The 18186-nt window shown below is 70.2% G+C and carries 18 protein-coding genes; 7 read left to right on the forward strand and 11 right to left on the reverse strand.

Annotated features, from left to right (window positions below; genetic code table 11):
* The first annotated feature begins 95 nt into the window (after positions 1 to 95).
* Positions 96 to 590, forward strand: a complete 495-nt coding sequence (locus tag ADK36_RS16235; RefSeq protein WP_048582350.1) for a DUF3145 domain-containing protein — start codon at positions 96 to 98, stop codon at positions 588 to 590.
* Positions 591 to 767: 177 nt separating this feature from the next.
* Here ADK36_RS16235 and fabF read toward each other — a convergent pair whose 3' ends face one another.
* The 5 genes from fabF to fasR form a co-directional block, all read right to left on the reverse strand.
* Entirely contained in the window at positions 768 to 2039 is a 1272-nt protein-coding gene (fabF, locus tag ADK36_RS16240) for a beta-ketoacyl-ACP synthase II (RefSeq protein ID WP_048582349.1), read from the reverse strand.
* An 84-nt stretch (positions 2040 to 2123) separates the two neighbouring features.
* Positions 2124 to 2372 carry an acyl carrier protein gene (locus tag ADK36_RS16245; RefSeq protein WP_004001566.1) on the reverse strand — a complete coding sequence of 83 codons (249 nt, stop codon included), beginning with the start codon at positions 2370 to 2372 and terminating at the stop codon, positions 2124 to 2126.
* A gap of 111 nt (positions 2373 to 2483) precedes the next feature.
* A complete protein-coding gene (locus tag ADK36_RS16250; RefSeq protein ID WP_048582348.1) occupies positions 2484 to 3515 on the reverse strand; it encodes a ketoacyl-ACP synthase III in 1032 nt (343 codons plus the stop codon).
* A gap of 14 nt (positions 3516 to 3529) precedes the next feature.
* A complete protein-coding gene (locus ADK36_RS16255; RefSeq protein WP_053198030.1) occupies positions 3530 to 4492 on the reverse strand; it encodes an ACP S-malonyltransferase in 963 nt (320 codons plus the stop codon).
* Between the two features lie 89 nt (positions 4493 to 4581).
* The gene (gene fasR / locus ADK36_RS16260; protein ID WP_048582346.1) at positions 4582 to 5787 is read right to left on the reverse strand and encodes a fatty acid biosynthesis transcriptional regulator FasR; all 1206 of its coding nucleotides are present in this window, start codon (positions 5785 to 5787) and stop codon (positions 4582 to 4584) included.
* Positions 5788 to 6078: 291 nt separating this feature from the next.
* Here fasR and ADK36_RS16265 point away from each other — a divergent pair, with 291 nt between their 5' ends.
* Positions 6079 to 6732 carry a pirin family protein gene (locus ADK36_RS16265; protein WP_107083738.1) on the forward strand — a complete coding sequence of 218 codons (654 nt, stop codon included), beginning with the start codon at positions 6079 to 6081 and terminating at the stop codon, positions 6730 to 6732.
* A gap of 84 nt (positions 6733 to 6816) precedes the next feature.
* Positions 6817 to 9108 carry an MMPL family transporter gene (locus ADK36_RS16270; RefSeq protein ID WP_078942648.1) on the forward strand — a complete coding sequence of 764 codons (2292 nt, stop codon included), beginning with the start codon at positions 6817 to 6819 and terminating at the stop codon, positions 9106 to 9108.
* On the opposite strand, the gene ADK36_RS16275 is transcribed toward ADK36_RS16270, so the two are convergent.
* On the reverse strand, positions 9080 to 9895 hold the full coding sequence (locus ADK36_RS16275) for a serine hydrolase domain-containing protein (protein ID WP_053198032.1): 816 nt from the start codon (positions 9893 to 9895) through the stop codon (positions 9080 to 9082). The two genes, ADK36_RS16270 and ADK36_RS16275, sit on opposite strands and share 29 nt — an antisense overlap.
* 19 nt (positions 9896 to 9914) lie before the next feature.
* A complete protein-coding gene (locus ADK36_RS16280; protein ID WP_048582342.1) occupies positions 9915 to 10385 on the reverse strand; it encodes a GNAT family N-acetyltransferase in 471 nt (156 codons plus the stop codon).
* Positions 10386 to 10481: 96 nt separating this feature from the next.
* Between ADK36_RS16280 and ADK36_RS16285 the strand changes: the two genes are divergently transcribed.
* A complete protein-coding gene (locus ADK36_RS16285) occupies positions 10482 to 10982 on the forward strand; it encodes a MerR family transcriptional regulator (protein ID WP_053198034.1) in 501 nt (166 codons plus the stop codon).
* On the forward strand, positions 10979 to 11992 hold the full coding sequence (locus tag ADK36_RS16290; RefSeq protein ID WP_048582340.1) for an aldo/keto reductase: 1014 nt from the start codon (positions 10979 to 10981) through the stop codon (positions 11990 to 11992). Before ADK36_RS16285 ends, ADK36_RS16290 begins: the two co-directional genes overlap by 4 nt.
* Before the next feature lie 86 nt (positions 11993 to 12078).
* Here ADK36_RS16290 and ADK36_RS16295 read toward each other — a convergent pair whose 3' ends face one another.
* The 3 genes from ADK36_RS16295 to ADK36_RS16305 form a co-directional block, all read right to left on the reverse strand.
* A complete protein-coding gene (locus ADK36_RS16295) occupies positions 12079 to 12951 on the reverse strand; it encodes a DUF4429 domain-containing protein (RefSeq protein ID WP_048582410.1) in 873 nt (290 codons plus the stop codon).
* 57 nt (positions 12952 to 13008) lie between these two features.
* The gene (locus tag ADK36_RS16300; RefSeq protein ID WP_048582339.1) at positions 13009 to 14226 is read right to left on the reverse strand and encodes an alpha/beta hydrolase; all 1218 of its coding nucleotides are present in this window, start codon (positions 14224 to 14226) and stop codon (positions 13009 to 13011) included.
* Positions 14227 to 14320: 94 nt separating this feature from the next.
* Complete coding sequence (locus ADK36_RS16305) at positions 14321 to 14947, reverse strand: TetR family transcriptional regulator (protein ID WP_048582338.1); 627 nt, start codon at positions 14945 to 14947, stop codon at positions 14321 to 14323.
* A 66-nt stretch (positions 14948 to 15013) separates the two neighbouring features.
* On the opposite strand from ADK36_RS16305, the gene ADK36_RS16310 reads away from it, so the two are divergent.
* Together ADK36_RS16310 and ADK36_RS16315 are read left to right on the forward strand one after the other, a co-directional pair.
* Positions 15014 to 16633: an MFS transporter gene (locus ADK36_RS16310; RefSeq protein WP_048582337.1), complete on the forward strand. Its 1620-nt coding sequence runs from the start codon at positions 15014 to 15016 to the stop codon at positions 16631 to 16633.
* A 190-nt stretch (positions 16634 to 16823) separates the two neighbouring features.
* Complete coding sequence (locus tag ADK36_RS16315) at positions 16824 to 17129, forward strand: hypothetical protein (RefSeq protein ID WP_053198041.1); 306 nt, start codon at positions 16824 to 16826, stop codon at positions 17127 to 17129.
* 274 nt (positions 17130 to 17403) lie between these two features.
* On the opposite strand, the gene ADK36_RS16320 is transcribed toward ADK36_RS16315, so the two are convergent.
* The gene (locus tag ADK36_RS16320; protein ID WP_048582335.1) at positions 17404 to 18165 is read right to left on the reverse strand and encodes a potassium channel family protein; all 762 of its coding nucleotides are present in this window, start codon (positions 18163 to 18165) and stop codon (positions 17404 to 17406) included.
* Between the last annotated feature and the right edge of the window lie 21 nt (positions 18166 to 18186).

The following is an 18186-nucleotide window of genomic DNA, read 5'->3' on the forward strand; positions in this document are numbered from 1 at the left end:
CTTGCGCCGCCGCACGGTAGCCTCGCCATCAACGTGGCTGCCCGGCCACTATCGTCCGCCAGTTCGCAAGATGTCCGCTCTGCCCGGAGGTCCCGGTGACGACACGTGGAGTTCTGTACGTGCACTCCGCGCCGCGCGCGCTGTGCCCGCATGTCGAGTGGGCCGTCGCCGGGGTGCTCGGCACGCGCGTCAACCTCGACTGGATCCGGCAGCCGGCCGCGCCCGGCACCTGGCGCTCGGAGTTCTCCTGGCAGGCCGAGGCGGGCACGGCCTCCAAGCTGGCCTCGGCGCTGCGCGGCTGGCATCTGCTCCGCTTCGAGGTGACGGCCGAGCCCTGCCCCACCGCCGAGGGCGAGCGCTACAGCTGCACCCCCGACCTGGGCATCTTCCACGCCGTCACCGGCATCCACGGCGACATCCTCATCCCCGAGGACCGGTTGAGGGCGGCCCTGGCACGTTCACAGCGCGGCGAGACCGAACTGGAGGCGGAGATCGCCAAGCTCCTGGGCAAGCCGTGGGACGACGAGCTGGAGCCATTCAGGTACGCGGGCGAAGGCGCCCCGGTCCGCTGGCTCCACCAGGTCGTTTAGAGAGACAAGGGCGGCGACGCCGAGTCTTTCAGGGGCGCGGGGCTGTATCGATGTGCGGCTCCGCCGCGTGGGCGCGACAAGCCCCCACCGGCTCGCAGCCGGCCAACAACAGAACCACCAACGGCGAATGGCCCGAACTCTTCTCAGAGTCCGGGCCACCTTCAGCCAACGCCGGTTTCAGACCGATCGGAACGCCAGCACAACATTGTGCCCACCGAACCCGAACGAGTCGTTCAGCGCAGCGATCCGCCCCTCGACAGGCAACTTCCGCGCCTCCCCACGGATGACGTCGGCGTTCGCCTCGGCCTCCGGGTCAAGGTTCTCGACGTTGATGGTCGGCGGAGCCACCCGGTGGTACAGCGCGAGCACCGTCGCGACCGACTCGACACCACCGGCACCACCCAGCAGGTGCCCCGTCATCGACTTGGTGGCCGACACGGCCATGTGGTCGGCGTCGTCACCGAACACCTTCCGCAGCGCCTTGAGCTCGGCGATGTCACCGGCCGGCGTCGACGTCGCGTGCGCGTTGACGTGCACGATCTCCGCCGGGTCCAGGTCGGTACGGTCCAGCAGGTTCTGCAGGGCCTGCGAGATTCCGCGCCCCTCGGGCTCGGGCTGCACGATGTCGTGGGCGTCGGCGGAGATGCCCTGGCCGACCGCCTCCGCGTACACACGGGCCCCGCGCTTCGCGGCGTGCTCGGCGGACTCCAGGACGATCACGCCGGCGCCCTCACCGAGGACGAAGCCGTCCCGGGCGACGTCGTAGGGACGCGATGCGCCCTGCGGGTCGTCGTTGTTCTTGGACATCGCCATCATGTTGCCGAACGCGGCGATGGGCAGCGGGTGGATCGCCGCCTCCGTGCCACCCGCGACGACGATGTCGGCGCGGCCGGTGCGGATCATCTCGATGGCGTAGCCGATGGCCTCGGCGCCCGACGCGCAGGCGGAGACCGGCGTGTGCACGCCCGCACGGGCGCCCACGAGCAGGCCCACGTTCGCGGAAGGGCCGTTCGGCATCAGCATCGGGACGGTGTGCGGGGAGACGCGGCGGACGCCCTTCTCCTTCAGCACGTCGTACTGGTCGAGCAGCGTCGTCACGCCACCGATGCCGGAGGCGACGACCGCGCCGAGGCGGTCGGGGTCGACGGTCGGGTCCTCACCGGCCTTGGCCTCGAACCCGGCGTCGGCCCACGCCTCCTTGGCCGCGATCAGCGCGAACTGCGCCGAGCGGTCCAGGCGGCGGGCCTGCGGCCGCGGGATGACCTCGGTCGGCTCCACGGCCACCGGCGCGGCGATACGGACCGCCTGATCGGCGGCCCACTCCTGCTCCAGGGGCTTGACGCCGGACTTGCCGGCGATCAGGCCCTCCCAGGTAGAGGCTGCGTCGCCACCCAGCGGTGTGGTTGCGCCGATACCGGTGACGACCACGGTGCGATTGGTCGGGCTCACGGGAATTCTTTCTCCAAGGAATGGGGATTCAGCGGCGCCACCGCCGGGTGGCGGGGCAGTCAGCCCAGGGAGGTGATCGGAGGATCAGCCCTGGTGCTTGAGGATGTAGTCGGTCGCGTCGCCCACCGTCTTGAGGTTCTTGACGTCCTCGTCGGGGATCTTGACGTCGAAGCGCTCCTCGGCGGCGACGACGACCTCGACCATGGACAGCGAGTCGACGTCCAGGTCGTCGGTGAAGGACTTGTCCAGCTGGACGTCCTCAACCGGGATGCCGGCGATCTCGTTCACGATGTCGGCGAGACCGGCGACGATCTCTTCCTGAGTGGCGGCCATCTTGGCGCTCCTTCGTTGTTGTTCAGGTTGTTCAGAGGGTTTCGGCTCCCGCCGCGGCAGCGGCAGGTGGTGCTCTTCCCGTGCCGGCTCGTGAGATCCGGCACGGAGTGCCTAGGGGAGAGTAACGACCGTGGCGGCGTATACGAGACCCGCCCCGAATCCGATGACTAGTGCGGTGTCGCCGCTCTTCGCCTCACCGGTCGCCAGGAGCCGCTCCATCGCGAGCGGGATCGAGGCGGCCGAGGTGTTGCCGGTGGTGCGCACATCGCGGGCGACCGTGACGTGCTCCGGCAGCTTGAGTGTCTTCACCATCGAGTCGATGATCCGCTCGTTGGCCTGGTGCGGAATGAAGACGTCCAGGTCGCCCGGGGTGATTCCGGCCGCTTCCAGCGCCTGCTGGGCGACCTTCGCCATCTCGAACACGGCCCAGCGGAACACCGCCTGGCCCTCCTGCGTGATCGCGGGGAACTTGACGTTGCCCTCGCTGTCCAGCGGAAGCTTGGAGACGTCGCCGACGCGGAACTGGTCCCACGGGACCGTCTGCTTGATCGTCTCGGACTTGTCGCCCTCGGAACCCCACACCGTCGGACCGATGTGCGGCTCCTGGGAGGGGCCGACCACGACCGCGCCGGCACCGTCGCCGAACAGGAAGGCCGTGGCCCGGTCCTCCAGGTCGGTGAGGTCGGACAGCCGCTCCACGCCGATCACGAGGACGTACTCGGCGGAACCCTCGACGATCATGCCCTTGGCGAGCGTGAGGCCGTAGCCGAAGCCCGCGCAGCCGGCCGAGATGTCGAAGGCGGCGGCCTTGTTCGTCCCGAGCTTGTCGGCGATCTCGGTGGCGACGGCCGGGGTCTGCCGGAAGTTCGAGACGGTCGAGACGATCACGCCGCCGATCTGCTCGGCGGAGATCCCGGCGTCGGCGATCGCCTTGCCGGACGCCTCGATCGACATCGCGGCGACGGTCTCCTCGTCGTTCGCCCAGTGCCGCGTCTCGATGCCGGAACGCGAACGGATCCACTCGTCGGACGAGTCGATCTTCTCCAGGATCACCTCGTTGGGCACGACCCGCGTCGGGCGGTAACCGCCCACACCGAGGATGCGTGCGTACGGGGCGCCCTTGCTGGGCTTCAGCTTCGCCATGCTCGGGCTCCTTGTCAGGCGCCCGCCGCGTCAGCGGCAGGTGTGGTCGTCTCGGCGATGAGCTCGCGAGCAGCGTCCAGGTCATCGGGGGTCTTCAGCGCCAGGGTCTTCACACCCGGCAGCGCGCGCTTGGCCAGACCGGTCAGCGTGCCGCCCGGGCACACCTCGATCAGAGCCGTGACGCCGAGCTCCTTGAAGGTCTCCATGCACAGGTCCCAGCGGACCGGGTTGGCGACCTGCCCGACGAGGCGCTCCAGCACCTCGGCGCCGGTGGCGACCGCCTTGCCGTCCTTGTTGGAGACGTAGGTGAGCTTCGGGTCGGCGGCGACGAACTCCTTGGCGGCCTCGGCCAGCTTCTCGACGGCGGGGCCCATGTGGTGCGTGTGGAAGGCGCCCGCGACCTTCAGCGGGACGACCTTGCGCACGCCCTCGGGCTTGTCCTCGTTCAGCGCGGCGAGCTGCTCCATGGTGCCCGCGGCCACGATCTGCCCGGCGCCGTTGATGTTCGCCGGGGTCAGACCGAGCTTCTCCAGGTGCGCGACGGAGGTCTCGGGGTCGCCGCCGAGCAGCGCCGACATACCGGTCCCGGTGATCGCGGCGGCCTCGGCCATGGCCAGGCCCCGCTTGCGTACGAGGGTGAGCGCGGCGGTGTCGTCGAGGACGCCCGCGAAGGCGGCCGCGGTGAACTCACCGACGCTGTGTCCCGCGACGGCGCCCGGAGCGCCCGCCGCGTCGGCGGCGAACGCCTCAGCACCGAGTGCCGCGGCGGACAGGATGCCCGCTGCGACGAGCAGCGGCTGCGCCACGGACGTATCCCGGATGGCGTCCGCGTCGGCCTGCGTGCCGTAGTGGGCGAGGTCCAGTCCGATGGCGTCGGACCACGCGGCGACGCGGTCCGCGGCACCGGGGAGTTCGAGCCAGGGGGTCAGGAAGCCGGGCGTCTGGGCGCCCTGGCCGGGAGCGACGAGTACGAGCACTCTCACACTCTCTCTTGGGGACGGGCACGGCCGCCCGTGGGGACAAGGACGAAGAACACGAGGGGGTTTTGTGGGCCCCCGACAAAACCCTAGAGCTGAAGATCGCCGTCGACCAGACGCCCCAGGATCAGCGCGATCCGCAGAGTGAACGCGGAGCGTACATCGGAAGGCGACCAGCCGGTGACGTCAGTCACACGTCGAAGCCGGTAGCGCACGGTGTTGGGATGGACGAAGAGCATCCGCGCGGCGCCCTCCAGGCTGCTCGCCTGTTCGAGATAGACCGAGAGCGTCTCCAGAAGGGCCGATCCGGCCTCCTCCAGCGGTCTGTAGATCTCCTCCACCAGCTGCTCGCGCGCGCTGGGATCCCCGGCGATGGCACGCTCCGGCAGCAGATCGTCCGCAAGCACCGGCCGCGGGGCGTCCTGCCAGGCGGAACACGCCTTCAGCCCGGCGGCGGCGGCCTGCGCGGACCGGGTGGCGGCCAGTAGATCGGGTACGACGGGTCCCGCCACGACCGGCCCGGCGGCATACGGCCCGATCAGCGACTTCGCGACGGCGATGGGATTGTCACTGCCGCCCGCGATGACGACGAGCCGGTCCCCGAGCACCCCGGTCAGCACCTGGAGCTTGGCGTGCCGGGCGGCCCGCCGGATGGCCTCGACGGTCAGCTCGCTGTCCCCGTCGGGGGCGGTGCCCAGGACGACGCAGACGTGCTCGGGGGAGTTCCAGCCGAGTGCGGCGGCACGGCTGACCGCCCCCTCGTCGGCCTCGCCGCTGAGCACGGCGTTCACGACGAGCGACTCCAGGCGGGCGTCCCAGGCACCGCGTGCCTCGGCGGCCTGGGCGTAGACCTGGGCGGTGGCGAAGGCGATCTCACGGGCGTAGACGAGGAGCGCCTCGCGCAGGACGCTCTCGTCGCCTGGGGCGGCCACCTCGTCGATCGCCGACTCCATGACCTCGATGGTCGTACGCACCATCTCCACGGTCTGGCGCAGGGTGATGGCACGCGTCAGCTCGCGCGGGGCGGTCCCGAAGACGTCGGTGGAGATCGCCTGGGGCGCGTCGGGATGCCGGAACCACTCGGTGAACGCGGCGATACCGGCCTGGGCGACGAGACCGATCCAGGAACGGTTCTCCGGGGGCATCGCCCGGTACCACGGCAGCGTCTCGTCCATCCGCGCGATGGCCTGCGCGGCGAGCGAACCGGAGGATTTCTCGAGCCGCTTCAGGGTCGCGGGGTGCGGGTGGGTGGCGTGCGCGGCGGCTTCGGACTTACGGGCTTCGGGTTCGGGCACGGGGACAAGACTGCCTTATCGGGACGGGGGTGCGTGCCAGAGGGGGGTTGTGGGCGAGGCCCGCCACGTTCCGGCGCCGGTCCAGCATCTTCAGCCCGTCCGGCGTTTGAGGACGAGGCCCCTTAAGGGCCGAAGCGGGGTCTGGGGCGGCAGCCCCAGCGAGGTGGAAGGGGCGGAGCCCCTTCACAGGATGGGACGGGTAGGGGCGGCGGGGGCGGGGGAACGGACCGGAGGGTGCGGGTGGCGCGGTCCGGCTGTCCGGCATCCGGCAGGGCTACCGTGGTGCCCGTGATGGACGTACGGCGCGCCGCGGAGCGCTACCCCGGAGGGGACCCGGCTGTGGGCATCGAGTCACGCCACGCCTTCTCCTTCGGCCCGCACTACGACCCCGACAACCTCCGCTTCGGCGCGATGATCGCCTGCAACGAGGAGCGGCTCGCCCCCGGCGCCGGGTTCGACGAGCACCCCCACAGCCACACCGAGATCGTGACGTGGGTCGTCGAGGGCGAGCTGACCCACCGCGACTCCACCGGCCACGAGACCCGGGTCGGCCCCGGGGACGTGCAGCGGCTCAGCTCGGCGGGCGGCGTACGGCACGTCGAACGCAACGACGCCGACACGCCGCTGACCTTCGTCCAGACCTGGCTGGCCCCCCTGTCGCCGGGCGGCGACCCGGCGTACGAGATCGTCCACGGCATCGCGGACTCGACGCCGTACGCGGTCCCGGAGGCGGGCGCGATGCTTCACGTACGGCGGCTGGCGGCGGGGGAGCGGACCGCGGTACCGGACGGGGCGTTCCTGTACGTGCATGTGGTGCGCGGCGGAGTGCGCCTGGACGGCGTGGAGCTGAGCGCCGGGGACGCAGCGCGACTCACGGACGCCAAGGACGTGGCGGCGGTGGGGGTGAGCGCGGCGGAGCTGCTGATGTGGGAGATGGCCGGTTAGGCGTGGGGCTGGAGATGCCCAAGTGGCCGGGGCGGCGTCCAATGGACGTGTCCGACTGTTGCCCGGCAGAGACGAGCCGATCCCGTGGCCAGAGGCACGACCGCAGGGGGACGGGGAGACGCCCCGAGAGGGGGACTGCGACGTCTCGGTGAGTGGTGTGCCCACCACTTCGTGATCGTGATCGTCGCCTGGGTCGTGGCGCTCGGCGTGCTCCAGGCGGTGAACCACCTCCACGGCGGGGAGTACTCGGACGACTTCGCCCTGTCCGACGTGCAGTCCGAGAAGGGCCTGGACGTCCTCAAGGAGCATGATCCGCAGGCCGGCGGCTACAGCAGCCAGATCGTCATGCACGACGCGGACGAGTCCCTGACCTCGGTCGGCTCGCAGATGTCGACCGCCGTCGCCGGCCTCCAGAAGCTGCCGCACGTGCTGTCCGCGCAGAACCCGCTGGAGGCCACCTCCTCGAAGGTCGGGCCACTGTCCTCGGACGGGCGGACCGGCTACATCACCATCCGCTTCGACGAGCAGCCCTCCCTCCTCGGCGAGAGCTATCTGAACGGCGTCGACAACGCCGTGGAGCCGCTCAGACAGGCCGGCGTCGACGTCGAGTACGGCGGATCGCTCGGCGAGCTGGAGCGGCCCGCGAGCAACGACCGGATCAGCGAGGCGATCGGGTTCGGCGTCGCCATCGTGGTGCTGCTGATCGGCTTCGGCAGTGTGATCGCCGCCGGGCTGCCGCTGGTCACGGCGCTGATCGGGGTGGTCGGCGGGCTGGCCTGCCTCGGACTGCTCGCGATCGCGTTCACCTTCGCCACGGTGTCGCCGACTCTGGCCACGATGATCGGCCTGGGCGTCGGCATCGACTACGCGCTCTTCCTGCTCACCCGGCACCGCCAGAACCTCATGGACGGCGCCGACCCGGTGCGCGCCGCCGGTCACGCGGCGGCCACCAGCGGACGCGCGGTGCTGGTCTCCGGCACGACGGTGATCGTCGCCCTGATGGGCCTGTGGGTGTCCGGTGTGAGCTTCATCGGCAAACTCGGCGTCGCCGCGGCCGTGACGGTCGTCTCGGCCGTTCTGGGCGCGCTGACCCTGGTCCCGGCCCTGCTGGGGCTGACCGGCCGCACCATCGACCGCTGGCATGTGCGCAAGCCCATCGCCGAGACCGAGACCGAGACCGGGGCCGAGACCGAGGCCGGGAGAGGGGGCGGGGCCGACACGTCGCAGGGCACCTGGCACCGCTACGCCAAGCGCGTCGAGCGCCGTCCGTGGCGGTACCTGTCCGCCGGCGTCGTCACCGTCGCGGTGCTGGCCGTCCCGGTCTTCTCGATCCAGCTCGGCCATGTCGGCGACGGCGCCGACCCCACGTCCTTCACGGACCGGCGGGCCTACGACCTGATGACCGACGCGTTCGGCGCCGGCTCCAACGGGCCGCTGACCATCGTCGTCGACCAGACCTCCGTGCCGGACTCGCAACGCTCGGACCTGGCCTCGAAGACCCAGCAGGCCCTCGACGACGAGTCCGGGACCTCCTTCGTCAGCCCGCTGACGCCGACGCAGGACGGCGACGTCCTGGTCGGGACGGTCTACTCGTCGGTGTCCCCGCAGAACAAGGACACCACCGACCTGACGAACCGGCTCGTCGACCACACCCTCCCCGCCGCGGCCTCCGGCACCGACGCCAAGGGCTACGTCACCGGGACGACGGCCGCGCAGGTCGACTTCCGCGACATCGTCGCGCAGCGGCTGCCGCTGATCATCGCCGTCGTGGTGGCCCTTGCCTTCCTGATCGTCCTGGCCGTCTTCCGCGGACTGCTGGTCGCCGTGAAGGCGGCCGTCCTCAACGTCCTGTCGATCGCGGCCTCGTACGGCGTCGTGGTCGCGGTCTTCCAATGGGGCTGGGGCGGGCCCGCGCTGGGGGTGCACGGCAAGGTGCCCATCGAGAGCTATGTGCCGATGATGATGTTCGCCATCATCTTCGGGCTCAGCATGGACTACGAGATCTTCCTGCTGTCCCGGGTGCACGAGGCGTGGCTGCGCACCGGGGACGCGAAGGACTCCGTCGCCCACGCGCTGGAGATCACCGCCCGCGTCATCACCTGCGCCGCGCTGATCATGGTGAGCGTCTTCGCGGCCTTCGTCATCAGCGACAACATCGTGGTCAAGATGCTCGGGCTGGGCCTCGCCGTCAGCGTGCTCATCGACGCCACGGTGGTCCGGCTGCTCATGGTGCCGGCCGTGATGACTCTGCTGGGCCGGCACGCCTGGTGGACGCCGCGATGGCTGGACCGGATCCTGCCGCACATCGACGCCGAGGGCGAGAGCGAGGCTCTCGGGGCGGGCGGCGCTACAGCTGGGCGCGCACCGCGTCCGTGAACCCGGGCCACACCTCGACCGCCCAGGGCCCGAACGCCCGGTCCGTCAGCGCGACGCAGGCCGCCCCCGCGTCCGGGTCGACCCACAGGAACGTACCGGACTGCCCGAAGTGCCCGAAGGTGCGCGGCGACGACGAGGCGCCCGTCCAGTGCGGGGACTTGCCGTCCCGGATCTCGAAGCCGAGCCCCCAGTCGTTGGGGTTCTGGTGCCCGTACCCCGGCAGCACGCCCTTCGTCCCCGGGTACTGCACGGTCATCGCCTCGGCGACCGTCCGCGGGTCCAGCAGGCGCGGCGCCTGCACCTCGGCCGCGAACCGCAGCAGATCCTCGACCGTCGAGAACCCGTCCTTGGCCGGGGAGCCCTCCAGCGAGGTCGAGGTCATCCCCAGCGGCTCCAGCACCGCCTGCCGCAGATACTCGGCGAACGGAATGTCCGTCGCCTTGGCCACATGGTCCCCGAGCTGCTCGAACCCGGCGTTGGAGTACAGCCGCCGTTCCCCGGGCGGGGCCGTCACCCGGTGCTCGTCGAACGCCAGCCCCGAGGTGTGCGCGAGTAGATGCCGCACCGTCGACCCCTCCGGCCCGGCGGGTTCATCGAGCTCGACGGCCCCCTCCTCGTACGCGACGAGCACCGCGTAGGCGGCCAGCGGCTTGGTGACCGAGGCGAGGGGGAAGCGGTGCCCGGCGGGACCGTGCGTACCCAGGACGGCGCCGTCCTGCCGTACGACACCCGCGGCGGCGGTGGGGACCGGCCAGTTCTCGATCAGTGCGAGGCTCTGCAAGGACATGCTGACGAGCGTAAGCCGCTCAGAGCTTGAGGATCATCGTGGGGTCCGGCTTGTGGACGAAGCCGAGGGAGGCGTAGAGCGGCTCGGCCTCCGTGGATGCGGTCAGCATGACCTGTCCGGCACCCCGCTCACGGAACCACGCCAGCAGCTCGTCCATGCACGCGCGCGCGTACCCGCGACGCCGCGCCTGCGGATCGGTGGCGACGCTGAAGACGTACCCGGTCAGCCCGCGCGGATTGCCCGCCTTCCCGATCCGGTAGTCGACCGTCCCGACCACCAGGGCGGCCAGTGCCTCGGGCCGGTCCGGACTGTCGACGACGAACGCGGCGAAGTCCCCGTCGGCCACGCCCAGTTTCTCCCGCAGCGCCGGCAGCGAGTCCGCGTGCCACGCTGTGGAGGTGTCCCCACCGGGCAGCGTGTCGATCATCACCTGGCGCAGGCGCAGCACTTCCTCCGCGTCCTCCGTCGTGGCACGGCGTACGAGACTCATGCCGGCACGTTAGCCACGGCGATCACGCCATGTCCCATGCTTTTCTTACCTTTTCCGCTTGCTTGGAGTGCGCTCCAAGGCCATAGCGTTGAGCGCATGACGGTGATGGAGACCACGAGTACCAGGACCGACAGCTGTGCCGCCCCGCCGCACCCGCACCGGCGGCCGCAAGGCCAGGACAGCTACACGATCAGCGAGGTCGTCGCCTTCACCGGTCTGACGGCCCACACCCTGCGCTGGTACGAGCGGATCGGCCTCATGCCGCACATCGACCGCTCGCACACCGGCCAGCGCCGCTACAGCAACCGCGACCTGGACTGGCTCGACCTCGTCGGCAAGCTGCGGCTGACCGGTATGCCGGTCGCCGACATGGTCCGGTACGCCGAGCTGGTGCGCGAGGGCGACCACACGTTCGGCGAGCGCTTCGAACTGCTGGAGTCGACCCGCAGCGACGTCCTCGCCCGGATCGCCGAACTCCAGGACACGCTGGCCGTCCTCGACCGGAAGATCAGTTTCTACGCGGACGCGGGGCGTCTGTACGAGCAGGACAAGACGTACGAGCACAACACGACGGAAAAGGTGGGCAAGACCGGATGACGGACAGCAGGATCGCGACGGCACGACTCGGCGCGACGGGCCCCGAGGTGGGGGTCCAGGGCCTCGGCTGCATGGGCATGAGCTTCGCGTACGGCCCCTCCGACGCGGACGAGTCCAGGGCCACCCTGGAGCGCGCGCTGGAACTGGGCGTCACGCTGTACGACACGGCGGACGCGTACGGCGCGGGCGAGAACGAGAAGTTCCTGTCGCCGTTCTTCAAGGCACACCGGGACGAGGTGGTCATCGCCACGAAGTTCGCCCTGGCGATGGACCCGGACGACCCGACGAAGCGGATCATCCGCAACGACGCGCCCTACATCCGCCAGTGCGTCGAGGCGAGCCTGAAGCGCCTGGACGTCGACGCGATCGACCTCTACTACATGCACCGGCGCGACGTGGACGTCCCCATCGAGGAGACCGTCGGCGTGATGGCCGAGCTGGTCCGCGAGGGCAAGGTCAAGTACCTGGGTCTGAGCGAGGTGACGGCGCGCGAACTGCGTGCCGCGCAGACGGTGCACCCGATCGCGGCCGTCCAGTCGGAGTGGTCGCTCTTCAGCCGTGACATCGAGGCGAACGTGGTCCCCGCGGCCCGCGAACTGGGCGTGACCCTGGTGCCGTACTCCCCGTTGGGCCGAGGCTTCCTCACGGGCTCCTTCGCCAAGGCCGAGGACCTCACGGCAGACGACTTCCGCCGCCAACAGCCCCGCTTCACCGGAGACAACGCGGCCGCCAACGCCGCCCTGCTGGAGCCGATCCGCACGGTCGCCGAGGCCCACGGAGCCACGCCCGGGCAGATCGCCCTGGCCTGGGTACAGCAACAGGCGGCCCTGCACGGCCTCCCGGTCATCCCGATCCCGGGCACCCGCAAGCCGACCCGGGTGGAGGAGAACGCAGGCGCGACCCGAATCGTCCTGGGCGAGAAGGACATGGAACTCCTGGAGCCGATCGCGGCAGAGGTGGCAGGCGACAGGTACGCGGACATGCGGTTCACATCAGCGAGCAGGGAGTAAGGGTTCTTCAGGGGCGCGGGGAACTGCGCGACCAGCCCCCACAACCCGCACTCGCCAACCAACCGAAACCCGGCAAACGCTGTGCGCTAGAGCTCCGCCAGCAACTCAGCCTTCTTGACGGAGAACTCCTCATCCGTCACCAACCCCGCCTGGTGCAACTCCCCCAGGTGCCGAATCCGCTCGGCGATATCCGCGGGATCCCGGCGCGGCGCAGCCGCAGCCGGGACAGCCGCGCCCCCCGCGGAGCGGTCCCGCACCGCCGACAACACCGCCGCGGCGAACGGCAACGACTCATGCACCGGCCCGTACCCCAGCCCGAACACCACAGCCGCCGGATCGTGATCGACCTGCTCGGGCGCGAGCCGGTCGTCGGCGGAGTCCCGCCGGAGCAACCGCAGGTACCCCTCGAAGACTTCGGGCGACCGCCACTCGACGCCGCTCAACTCGGTGACGGAGAAGCTCTGATCCCCCGCCTTCCACTTCGCGGAGGAGGCACCCGTCCAGAACCACCGGAACCGCACCGTCTGTCCGTCGAACGACGCCTTCCCGTCGTACGCCTTGAACTGCAACGGCACATCGGGCGCCCCCACGAGGAACTCCTCCGCCGGCCCCGAGTCCTTCAGCTCCGCCCGCAGCTCGTCGGCGTAGTACTCGGCCAGCGTCTCGCGCTCGGCCGGCAACACCAGCCGATACGGATCGCCGCCCTCCTTCAGCTGCCCCGCCGCCGCCTCCATCAACGGATCGGCGCCGGGCCGCAGCTCCAGGCGCAGCACCACCGTCCCGCGCTTCCCCGGCGCCAGCGTGACCCCGCCGATCGCTTCAAGAGGCACCCGGCGTTCCCCCAGCGCCTGGAAGAGCTTGGGTGTTCGAATGCCCCGTTCGTAGCGGATGAGCACGGAGTCGGACTCGAACTCCCAGGCGGCATGAAATCCGGCCAGTACGTCACCCATGCGGCTCATCGTATGCGGCACGTGCTCCTCCGTCGCCACCCCGCGCACACCGCGATTCCTGCGCCTCTACGCGCGTCCGGCCGACGCCGTGTCGGACAAACCCGCCCGACAGGCCCCAGCATCGTCTGCGCACCGCACCGAGTGGTACGCGCCGACACCGATCTCGGCGAAGTTCGCCACACTGTCCGTACCCGGCTCGAAATAGCCGCCGTGCCCCTTCGCCTCCCGCGCCGACAGCACCCGCGCGCCGAACACCGAGGACACCGGGTCCTCCCCGTGTCCCAGCCCGCCGACCTCCAGATACGGCACGTCCTGCACCCAGTCGTCCGCGTCCCGCATCGCCCACACATGCGCGGACGTGCGCAGGTTGGCGGCCTTGGAGACCCGCATTCCGGGGCTGCCGGCCACCGCTATGTCGGCCACCCGCCCCGGCAGCGTGGGCGCGGCGATCCCGCACAGCACCGAGCCGTAGCTGTGGCAGAAGAGGGAGACCGGTGAACGGCCGGGCAGACCGCGCACCAGCGCGTCCAGGCGTACGGCCCCGTCCGCGGCCCGCATCGCCGTCGCCGAGTCGATGCCGAGCCCGCTCGGCGTGGTGTAGTCGGCCCAGGCGATCACGGCCGTACGCGTCGAAGGGCTGGCCTCGCGCTCGGCCGCGTACAGCGACTGGGCCATGCCGACCGGCGCCGAGTACTTGCGACTGGAGCGCTGGAAGGTGAGCAGGTCGGTGTCGACGCCGGGGACGACGACCGAGATCCGCTCCGCCTCGGCCAGGTCGCCGAACACCTCGGCGGCCCGGCCCGAGCCCTCGGGGTCGAAGGCGAGGATGCGCCGGTCCGCCTGCATCATCGACTCGAACCGATGCATACGGCGGCCCGCCTCGCGCTGCCCGTCGGGCGTGAGTTTCTTGTCGTACATGCGTTTGCGCTCGACCTCGCGCGCCTCGGCGAGGGCGACGCGGTTGGCGCGGTAGCGCAGCTCGACGGGAGCGCCGTTCATGTTGCCGACCGCGAGCGAGTAGCGGTGTACGAGGTCGGTGCGCTGTGCCTCGGTGAGGGAGGTGAAGAACCGGGCGAGGCGCGTGGGGGAGGATGTCGCGGCCGGCAGCCGGTGGCCGGCGATGCTGCCGTGCTCCCAGGCGCTGAGCGACGCCTGAAGCGGTGGAGCGGTCCGGTGGTGGCGGAGGGCGGTCCATCCGGTGGTCGCCAGCATCACGAACACCACGGCCAGTGCGAGCAGAGCGCGCCAGACGTTCAGTTGCGGGGACGTGTCGAAGGAAGTCACTGGGAGGACACACTAGGAGAACGAGAGGGTCTCGCGTTAGCCAAGTGACGGGTATCACGTTTCGATCAAGGTGGTGTCTAACACGCCGATGACCTCAGTGTGTTCGCCAGCTCTCGCTGAGTGCCGGACCCACCTGTTCGAGATATGAGACGGTCAGTGCCCGTATGGCGTCGAGGCTGAAGTCCTCGCCGACACTCCACTGACGCTCCGTCAGCCGCATCACACCGCTGAAGACGGCCACCGCCAGCCGCGGTCGCGGATCCGTGTGCATGTCGACGCCCTCGCGCTCGGCGAGGATGGCCGCCATCGCCTCCTCGACCTCGACCGAGCGGCGCAGATGGGCGGCGAGCAGGGCGGGTGTCGACTCGATCACCCGGCACATACGCAGATACAGCTCGACCGGCGCGATGGATTCGATCACGTCGTTGAGCGTGTCCCAGCCCTCCAGCACGGCCTGGCGCAGCGCCTCCATGGGGGCCTCGTGCGGCGGGCGCTCGCGCACCCCCTGAAGGAAGTGCGCCACCGTCACGTCCATCAGGGCGAGGGCCGCCTCCTCCTTGCCGGCGAAGTAGCGGAAGAATGTGCGCTGCGACACATCGACGGCCTCCGCGATGTCGTCGATGGTCGTGCGCTCGTACCCCTGTGTGGTGAAGAGCTCCAGCGCGGTACGCAGCAGTGCTTCCCGGGTGCGCTGCTTCTTGCGTTCGCGCAGTGTTTCCATAGGTGTCAGTTACCGACTTGTGAATTGGTTTGTCAATTGTCAGTGGCTGTCATTAGCCTCGAACACATGACTAGTCAGACCACCATCAAGACGACGGGGCCGGGGGACCGGGCACCAGAAGCCCCGTCGGATGCGACGCCGGCCAAGGGGCTGCGCGGCCACCCTTGGTTCACCCTCATCACCGTCGCGGTCGGGGTCATGATGGTGGCCCTCGACGGCACCATCGTGGCCATCGCCAACCCGGCCATCCAGAAGGACCTGAGCGCGTCCTTCGCCGAGGTGCAGTGGATCACCAACGGCTACTTCCTCGCCCTCGCGGTCTCCCTGATCACCGCGGGCAAGCTCGGTGACCGCTTCGGCCACCGCCAGACCTTCCTGATCGGCGTGATCGGCTTCGCCGCCGCCTCCGGCGCGATCGGCCTGTCCAGCAGCATCGCCGCGGTCGTCGTCTTCCGCGTCTTCCAGGGCCTGTTCGGCGCGCTGCTGATGCCGGCCGCACTCGGCCTGCTGCGGGCGACGTTCCCGGCCGAGAAGCTCAACATGGCCATCGGTATCTGGGGCATGGTCATCGGTGCCTCCACGGCCGGCGGCCCGATCCTCGGCGGCGTCCTCGTCGAGCACGTCAACTGGCAGTCGGTGTTCTTCATCAACGTGCCGGTCGGCATCCTCGCCGTGGTCCTCGGTGTGCTGATCCTCCTCGACCACCGTGCCGAGAACGCCCCGCGCTCCTTCGACATCCTGGGCATAGTCCTGCTGTCGGCCGCGATGTTCTGCCTGGTGTGGGCGCTCATCAAGGCCCCGGCGTGGGGCTGGGGTGACGGCAAGACGTGGCTGTTCATAGCCGCGTCCGTGGTGGGCTTCGTACTCTTCGCCTTCTGGGAGACGAAGGTGAAGGAGCCGCTGATCCCGCTGGGCCTCTTCCGCTCGGTCCCGCTCTCCGCGGGTGTCGTCCTGATGGTCCTGATGGCCATCGCCTTCATGGGCGGCCTGTTCTTCGTGACGTTCTACCTCCAGAACGTCCACGGCATGAGCCCGATCGACGCCGGCCTCCACCTCCTCCCCCTCACCGGCATGATGATCGTCGGCTCCCCGCTCGCGGGCGCGATGATCACCAAGCTCGGCCCGCGTGTCCCGCTGGCGGGCGGCATGGCGCTCACCGCGATCGCCATGTACGGCATGTCCACGCTGGAGACGGACACCGGCAGCGCCGTCATGTCGCTCTGGTTCGCTCTGCTCGGCCTCGGCCTGGCGCCGGTCATGGTCGGTGCCACGGAGGTCATCGTCGGCAACGCGCCCATGGAGCTGTCCGGTGTGGCCGGCGGTCTCCAGCAGGCCGCGATGCAGATCGGCGGCAGCCTCGGTACGGCCGTGCTGGGCGCCGTCATGGCCTCCAAGGTCGACAGCGACCTCGCCGGCAACTGGACGTCCGCGGGCCTGCCGCCGCTGACCGCGGCGCAGGAGGCCCAGGCGTCCGAGGCGGTCCAGGTCGGCGTGGCGCCGCTGGCCCCGGGTACGCCCGACGCCGTCGCCGCGAAGATCACGGATGTCGCGCACGACACGTTCATCTCGGGCATGAGCCTGGCCTCCCTGGTCGCCGCGGGTGTGGCGGTCGTCGCGGTCTTCGTGGCCTTCCTCACCAAGCGCGGTGAGAACGCGGAGGCGGGCGCGGGCGCGGCGCACATCTGACGAGTTCCCCTATCAGGGTGACAACGCCGAAGATCCCTCCCAACCGGCATGCGCCGCAGGTCACAGTGGGTCAAGCCAGGGCCTGCGGCGCGCTGCCGGAGGGGGTCAGCGCGCCACAGGCCCGGAGCGCGGGCATGAGAAGCACACCGTGGGTACTCGCCAAGTCGAACGCCTAACCAGGGAGTTGACGATGGCGGGCTTCGGACACGGCACGCGCAAGCACCCCCGCTCACGTGGCCGGACGTGGTCACGGACCGGGCCGGATCGCGCGACACTGGGGATCATCGGAGCCATCTGCGCAATCGCCGGACTCTTCGTACTGGGCATCATCCTCGGCCCGGTGGCGATGGTCTGCGGCTGGCTGGCCATGAACCGCACTTGGTCCGGTGCCCGCCCCGTCCCGGCATTGACAGCCCTGGTCCTGGGCGCGATCGACACCCTGCTGGCGATCATCTGGCTGGCGGGTGCGGCAACCCCGGGCAACGGTTTGTACTAGGGGGTGTTTCGAAAGTCCCGTGCGGTGCCCGCGGTGTCCGGTGCGTGCCCTGGGGGTCCCCCCGGCCGAAGGCTGGGGGAGTGCCGGACGAAGGGAGGGTGCGTGCCGGGCGCCGTGGGTGCTGTGCGGGACTTTCGAAACACCCCCTAGCGCCTCGGGGATCGAAGCCTTGGGTTCTACGGCGGCTGCGGGTCGTGTGTGGCTGGTCGCGCAGTTCCCCGCGCCCCTTGGGCCATCGAGATCGGCGCCCCGTAGCGCCGGGCTGGGGCAACCCCTAACGCACCTGTTCCTCGCCGACGTGCCCAGGCACCCGTGCCCCCGTCAGCGAAGCGACCTCCGCGCGCAGCGCGCGCACTTCCTCCGTCAGCAGCCGTATCGCCTCCGTCTGCCGTCGCTCCTCCACGTCGTCCATCTCGAACCGCGCTATGAACCACGCGGCGATATTCGCGGTCACCACACCCAGCAGGGCGATCCCGGACAGCATCAGCCCGACCGCGAGCATCCGCCCCACCCCGGTGGTCGGAGCATGATCGCCGTACCCCACGGTCGTCATCGTGGTGAACGACCACCACACCGCGTCACCCAGCGTCTTGATGTTCCCGTCCGGTGAGTCCCGCTCGACGGACAGCACCGCCAGCGACCCGAACATCAGCAGCCCGACCACCGCCCCGGCGACATACGTGGTCAGCCGGATCTGCGAGGCCATCCGCGCCCGCTGCCCCACCAGCATCAGCGTCGACACGAGCCGCAGCAGCCGAAGCGGCTGTATCAACGGCAGCAGCACCGCGCACAGGTCCAGCCAGTGCGCCCGTACGAACTCCAGGCGCCGTTCCGCGAGAAGGAGCCGGACGACGTAGTCCAGCGCGAACGCGCCCCACACCACCCACTCCACCGCGAGACACGCGGCCACCACGGCACGGCTCGCGTCGGGCTCGACGATCGGTACGGCATAGGCCACGGCGAACGCCAGGGCCAGACCGAACAGGGGCCGTTGGGTGAGCCGTTCCCAACGGACTTGCGCGGGCGGATGCTTCATGGCCGCATCGTAGGAAATGTG

Origin of the sequence: Streptomyces viridochromogenes (assembly GCF_001270495.1) — a bacterium.
Lineage (GTDB): Bacteria > Actinomycetota > Actinomycetes > Streptomycetales > Streptomycetaceae > Streptomyces > Streptomyces viridochromogenes_A.

Bases quoted from the DNA above. Each gene is read 5' to 3' on its own strand.
- ADK36_RS16245 (WP_004001566.1), bottom strand. From the start codon at position 2,372: ATGGCCGCCACTCAGGAAGAGATCGTCGCCGGTCTCGCCGACATCGTG.
- ADK36_RS16250 (WP_048582348.1), bottom strand. From the start codon at position 3,515: ATGGCGAAGCTGAAGCCCAGCAAGGGCGCCCCGTACGCACGCATCCTC.
- ADK36_RS16265 (WP_107083738.1), top strand. From the start codon at position 6,079: ATGGACGTACGGCGCGCCGCGGAGCGCTACCCCGGAGGGGACCCGGCT.
- ADK36_RS16275 (WP_053198032.1), bottom strand. From the start codon at position 9,895: ATGTCCTTGCAGAGCCTCGCACTGATCGAGAACTGGCCGGTCCCCACC.
- ADK36_RS16280 (WP_048582342.1), bottom strand. From the start codon at position 10,385: ATGAGTCTCGTACGCCGTGCCACGACGGAGGACGCGGAGGAAGTGCTG.
- ADK36_RS16285 (WP_053198034.1), top strand. From the start codon at position 10,482: ATGACGGTGATGGAGACCACGAGTACCAGGACCGACAGCTGTGCCGCC.
- ADK36_RS16290 (WP_048582340.1), top strand. From the start codon at position 10,979: ATGACGGACAGCAGGATCGCGACGGCACGACTCGGCGCGACGGGCCCC.
- ADK36_RS16295 (WP_048582410.1), bottom strand. From the start codon at position 12,951: ATGAGCCGCATGGGTGACGTACTGGCCGGATTTCATGCCGCCTGGGAG.
- ADK36_RS16305 (WP_048582338.1), bottom strand. From the start codon at position 14,947: ATGGAAACACTGCGCGAACGCAAGAAGCAGCGCACCCGGGAAGCACTG.
- ADK36_RS16310 (WP_048582337.1), top strand. From the start codon at position 15,014: ATGACTAGTCAGACCACCATCAAGACGACGGGGCCGGGGGACCGGGCA.
- ADK36_RS16315 (WP_053198041.1), top strand. From the start codon at position 16,824: ATGGCGGGCTTCGGACACGGCACGCGCAAGCACCCCCGCTCACGTGGC.
- ADK36_RS16320 (WP_048582335.1), bottom strand. From the start codon at position 18,165: ATGAAGCATCCGCCCGCGCAAGTCCGTTGGGAACGGCTCACCCAACGG.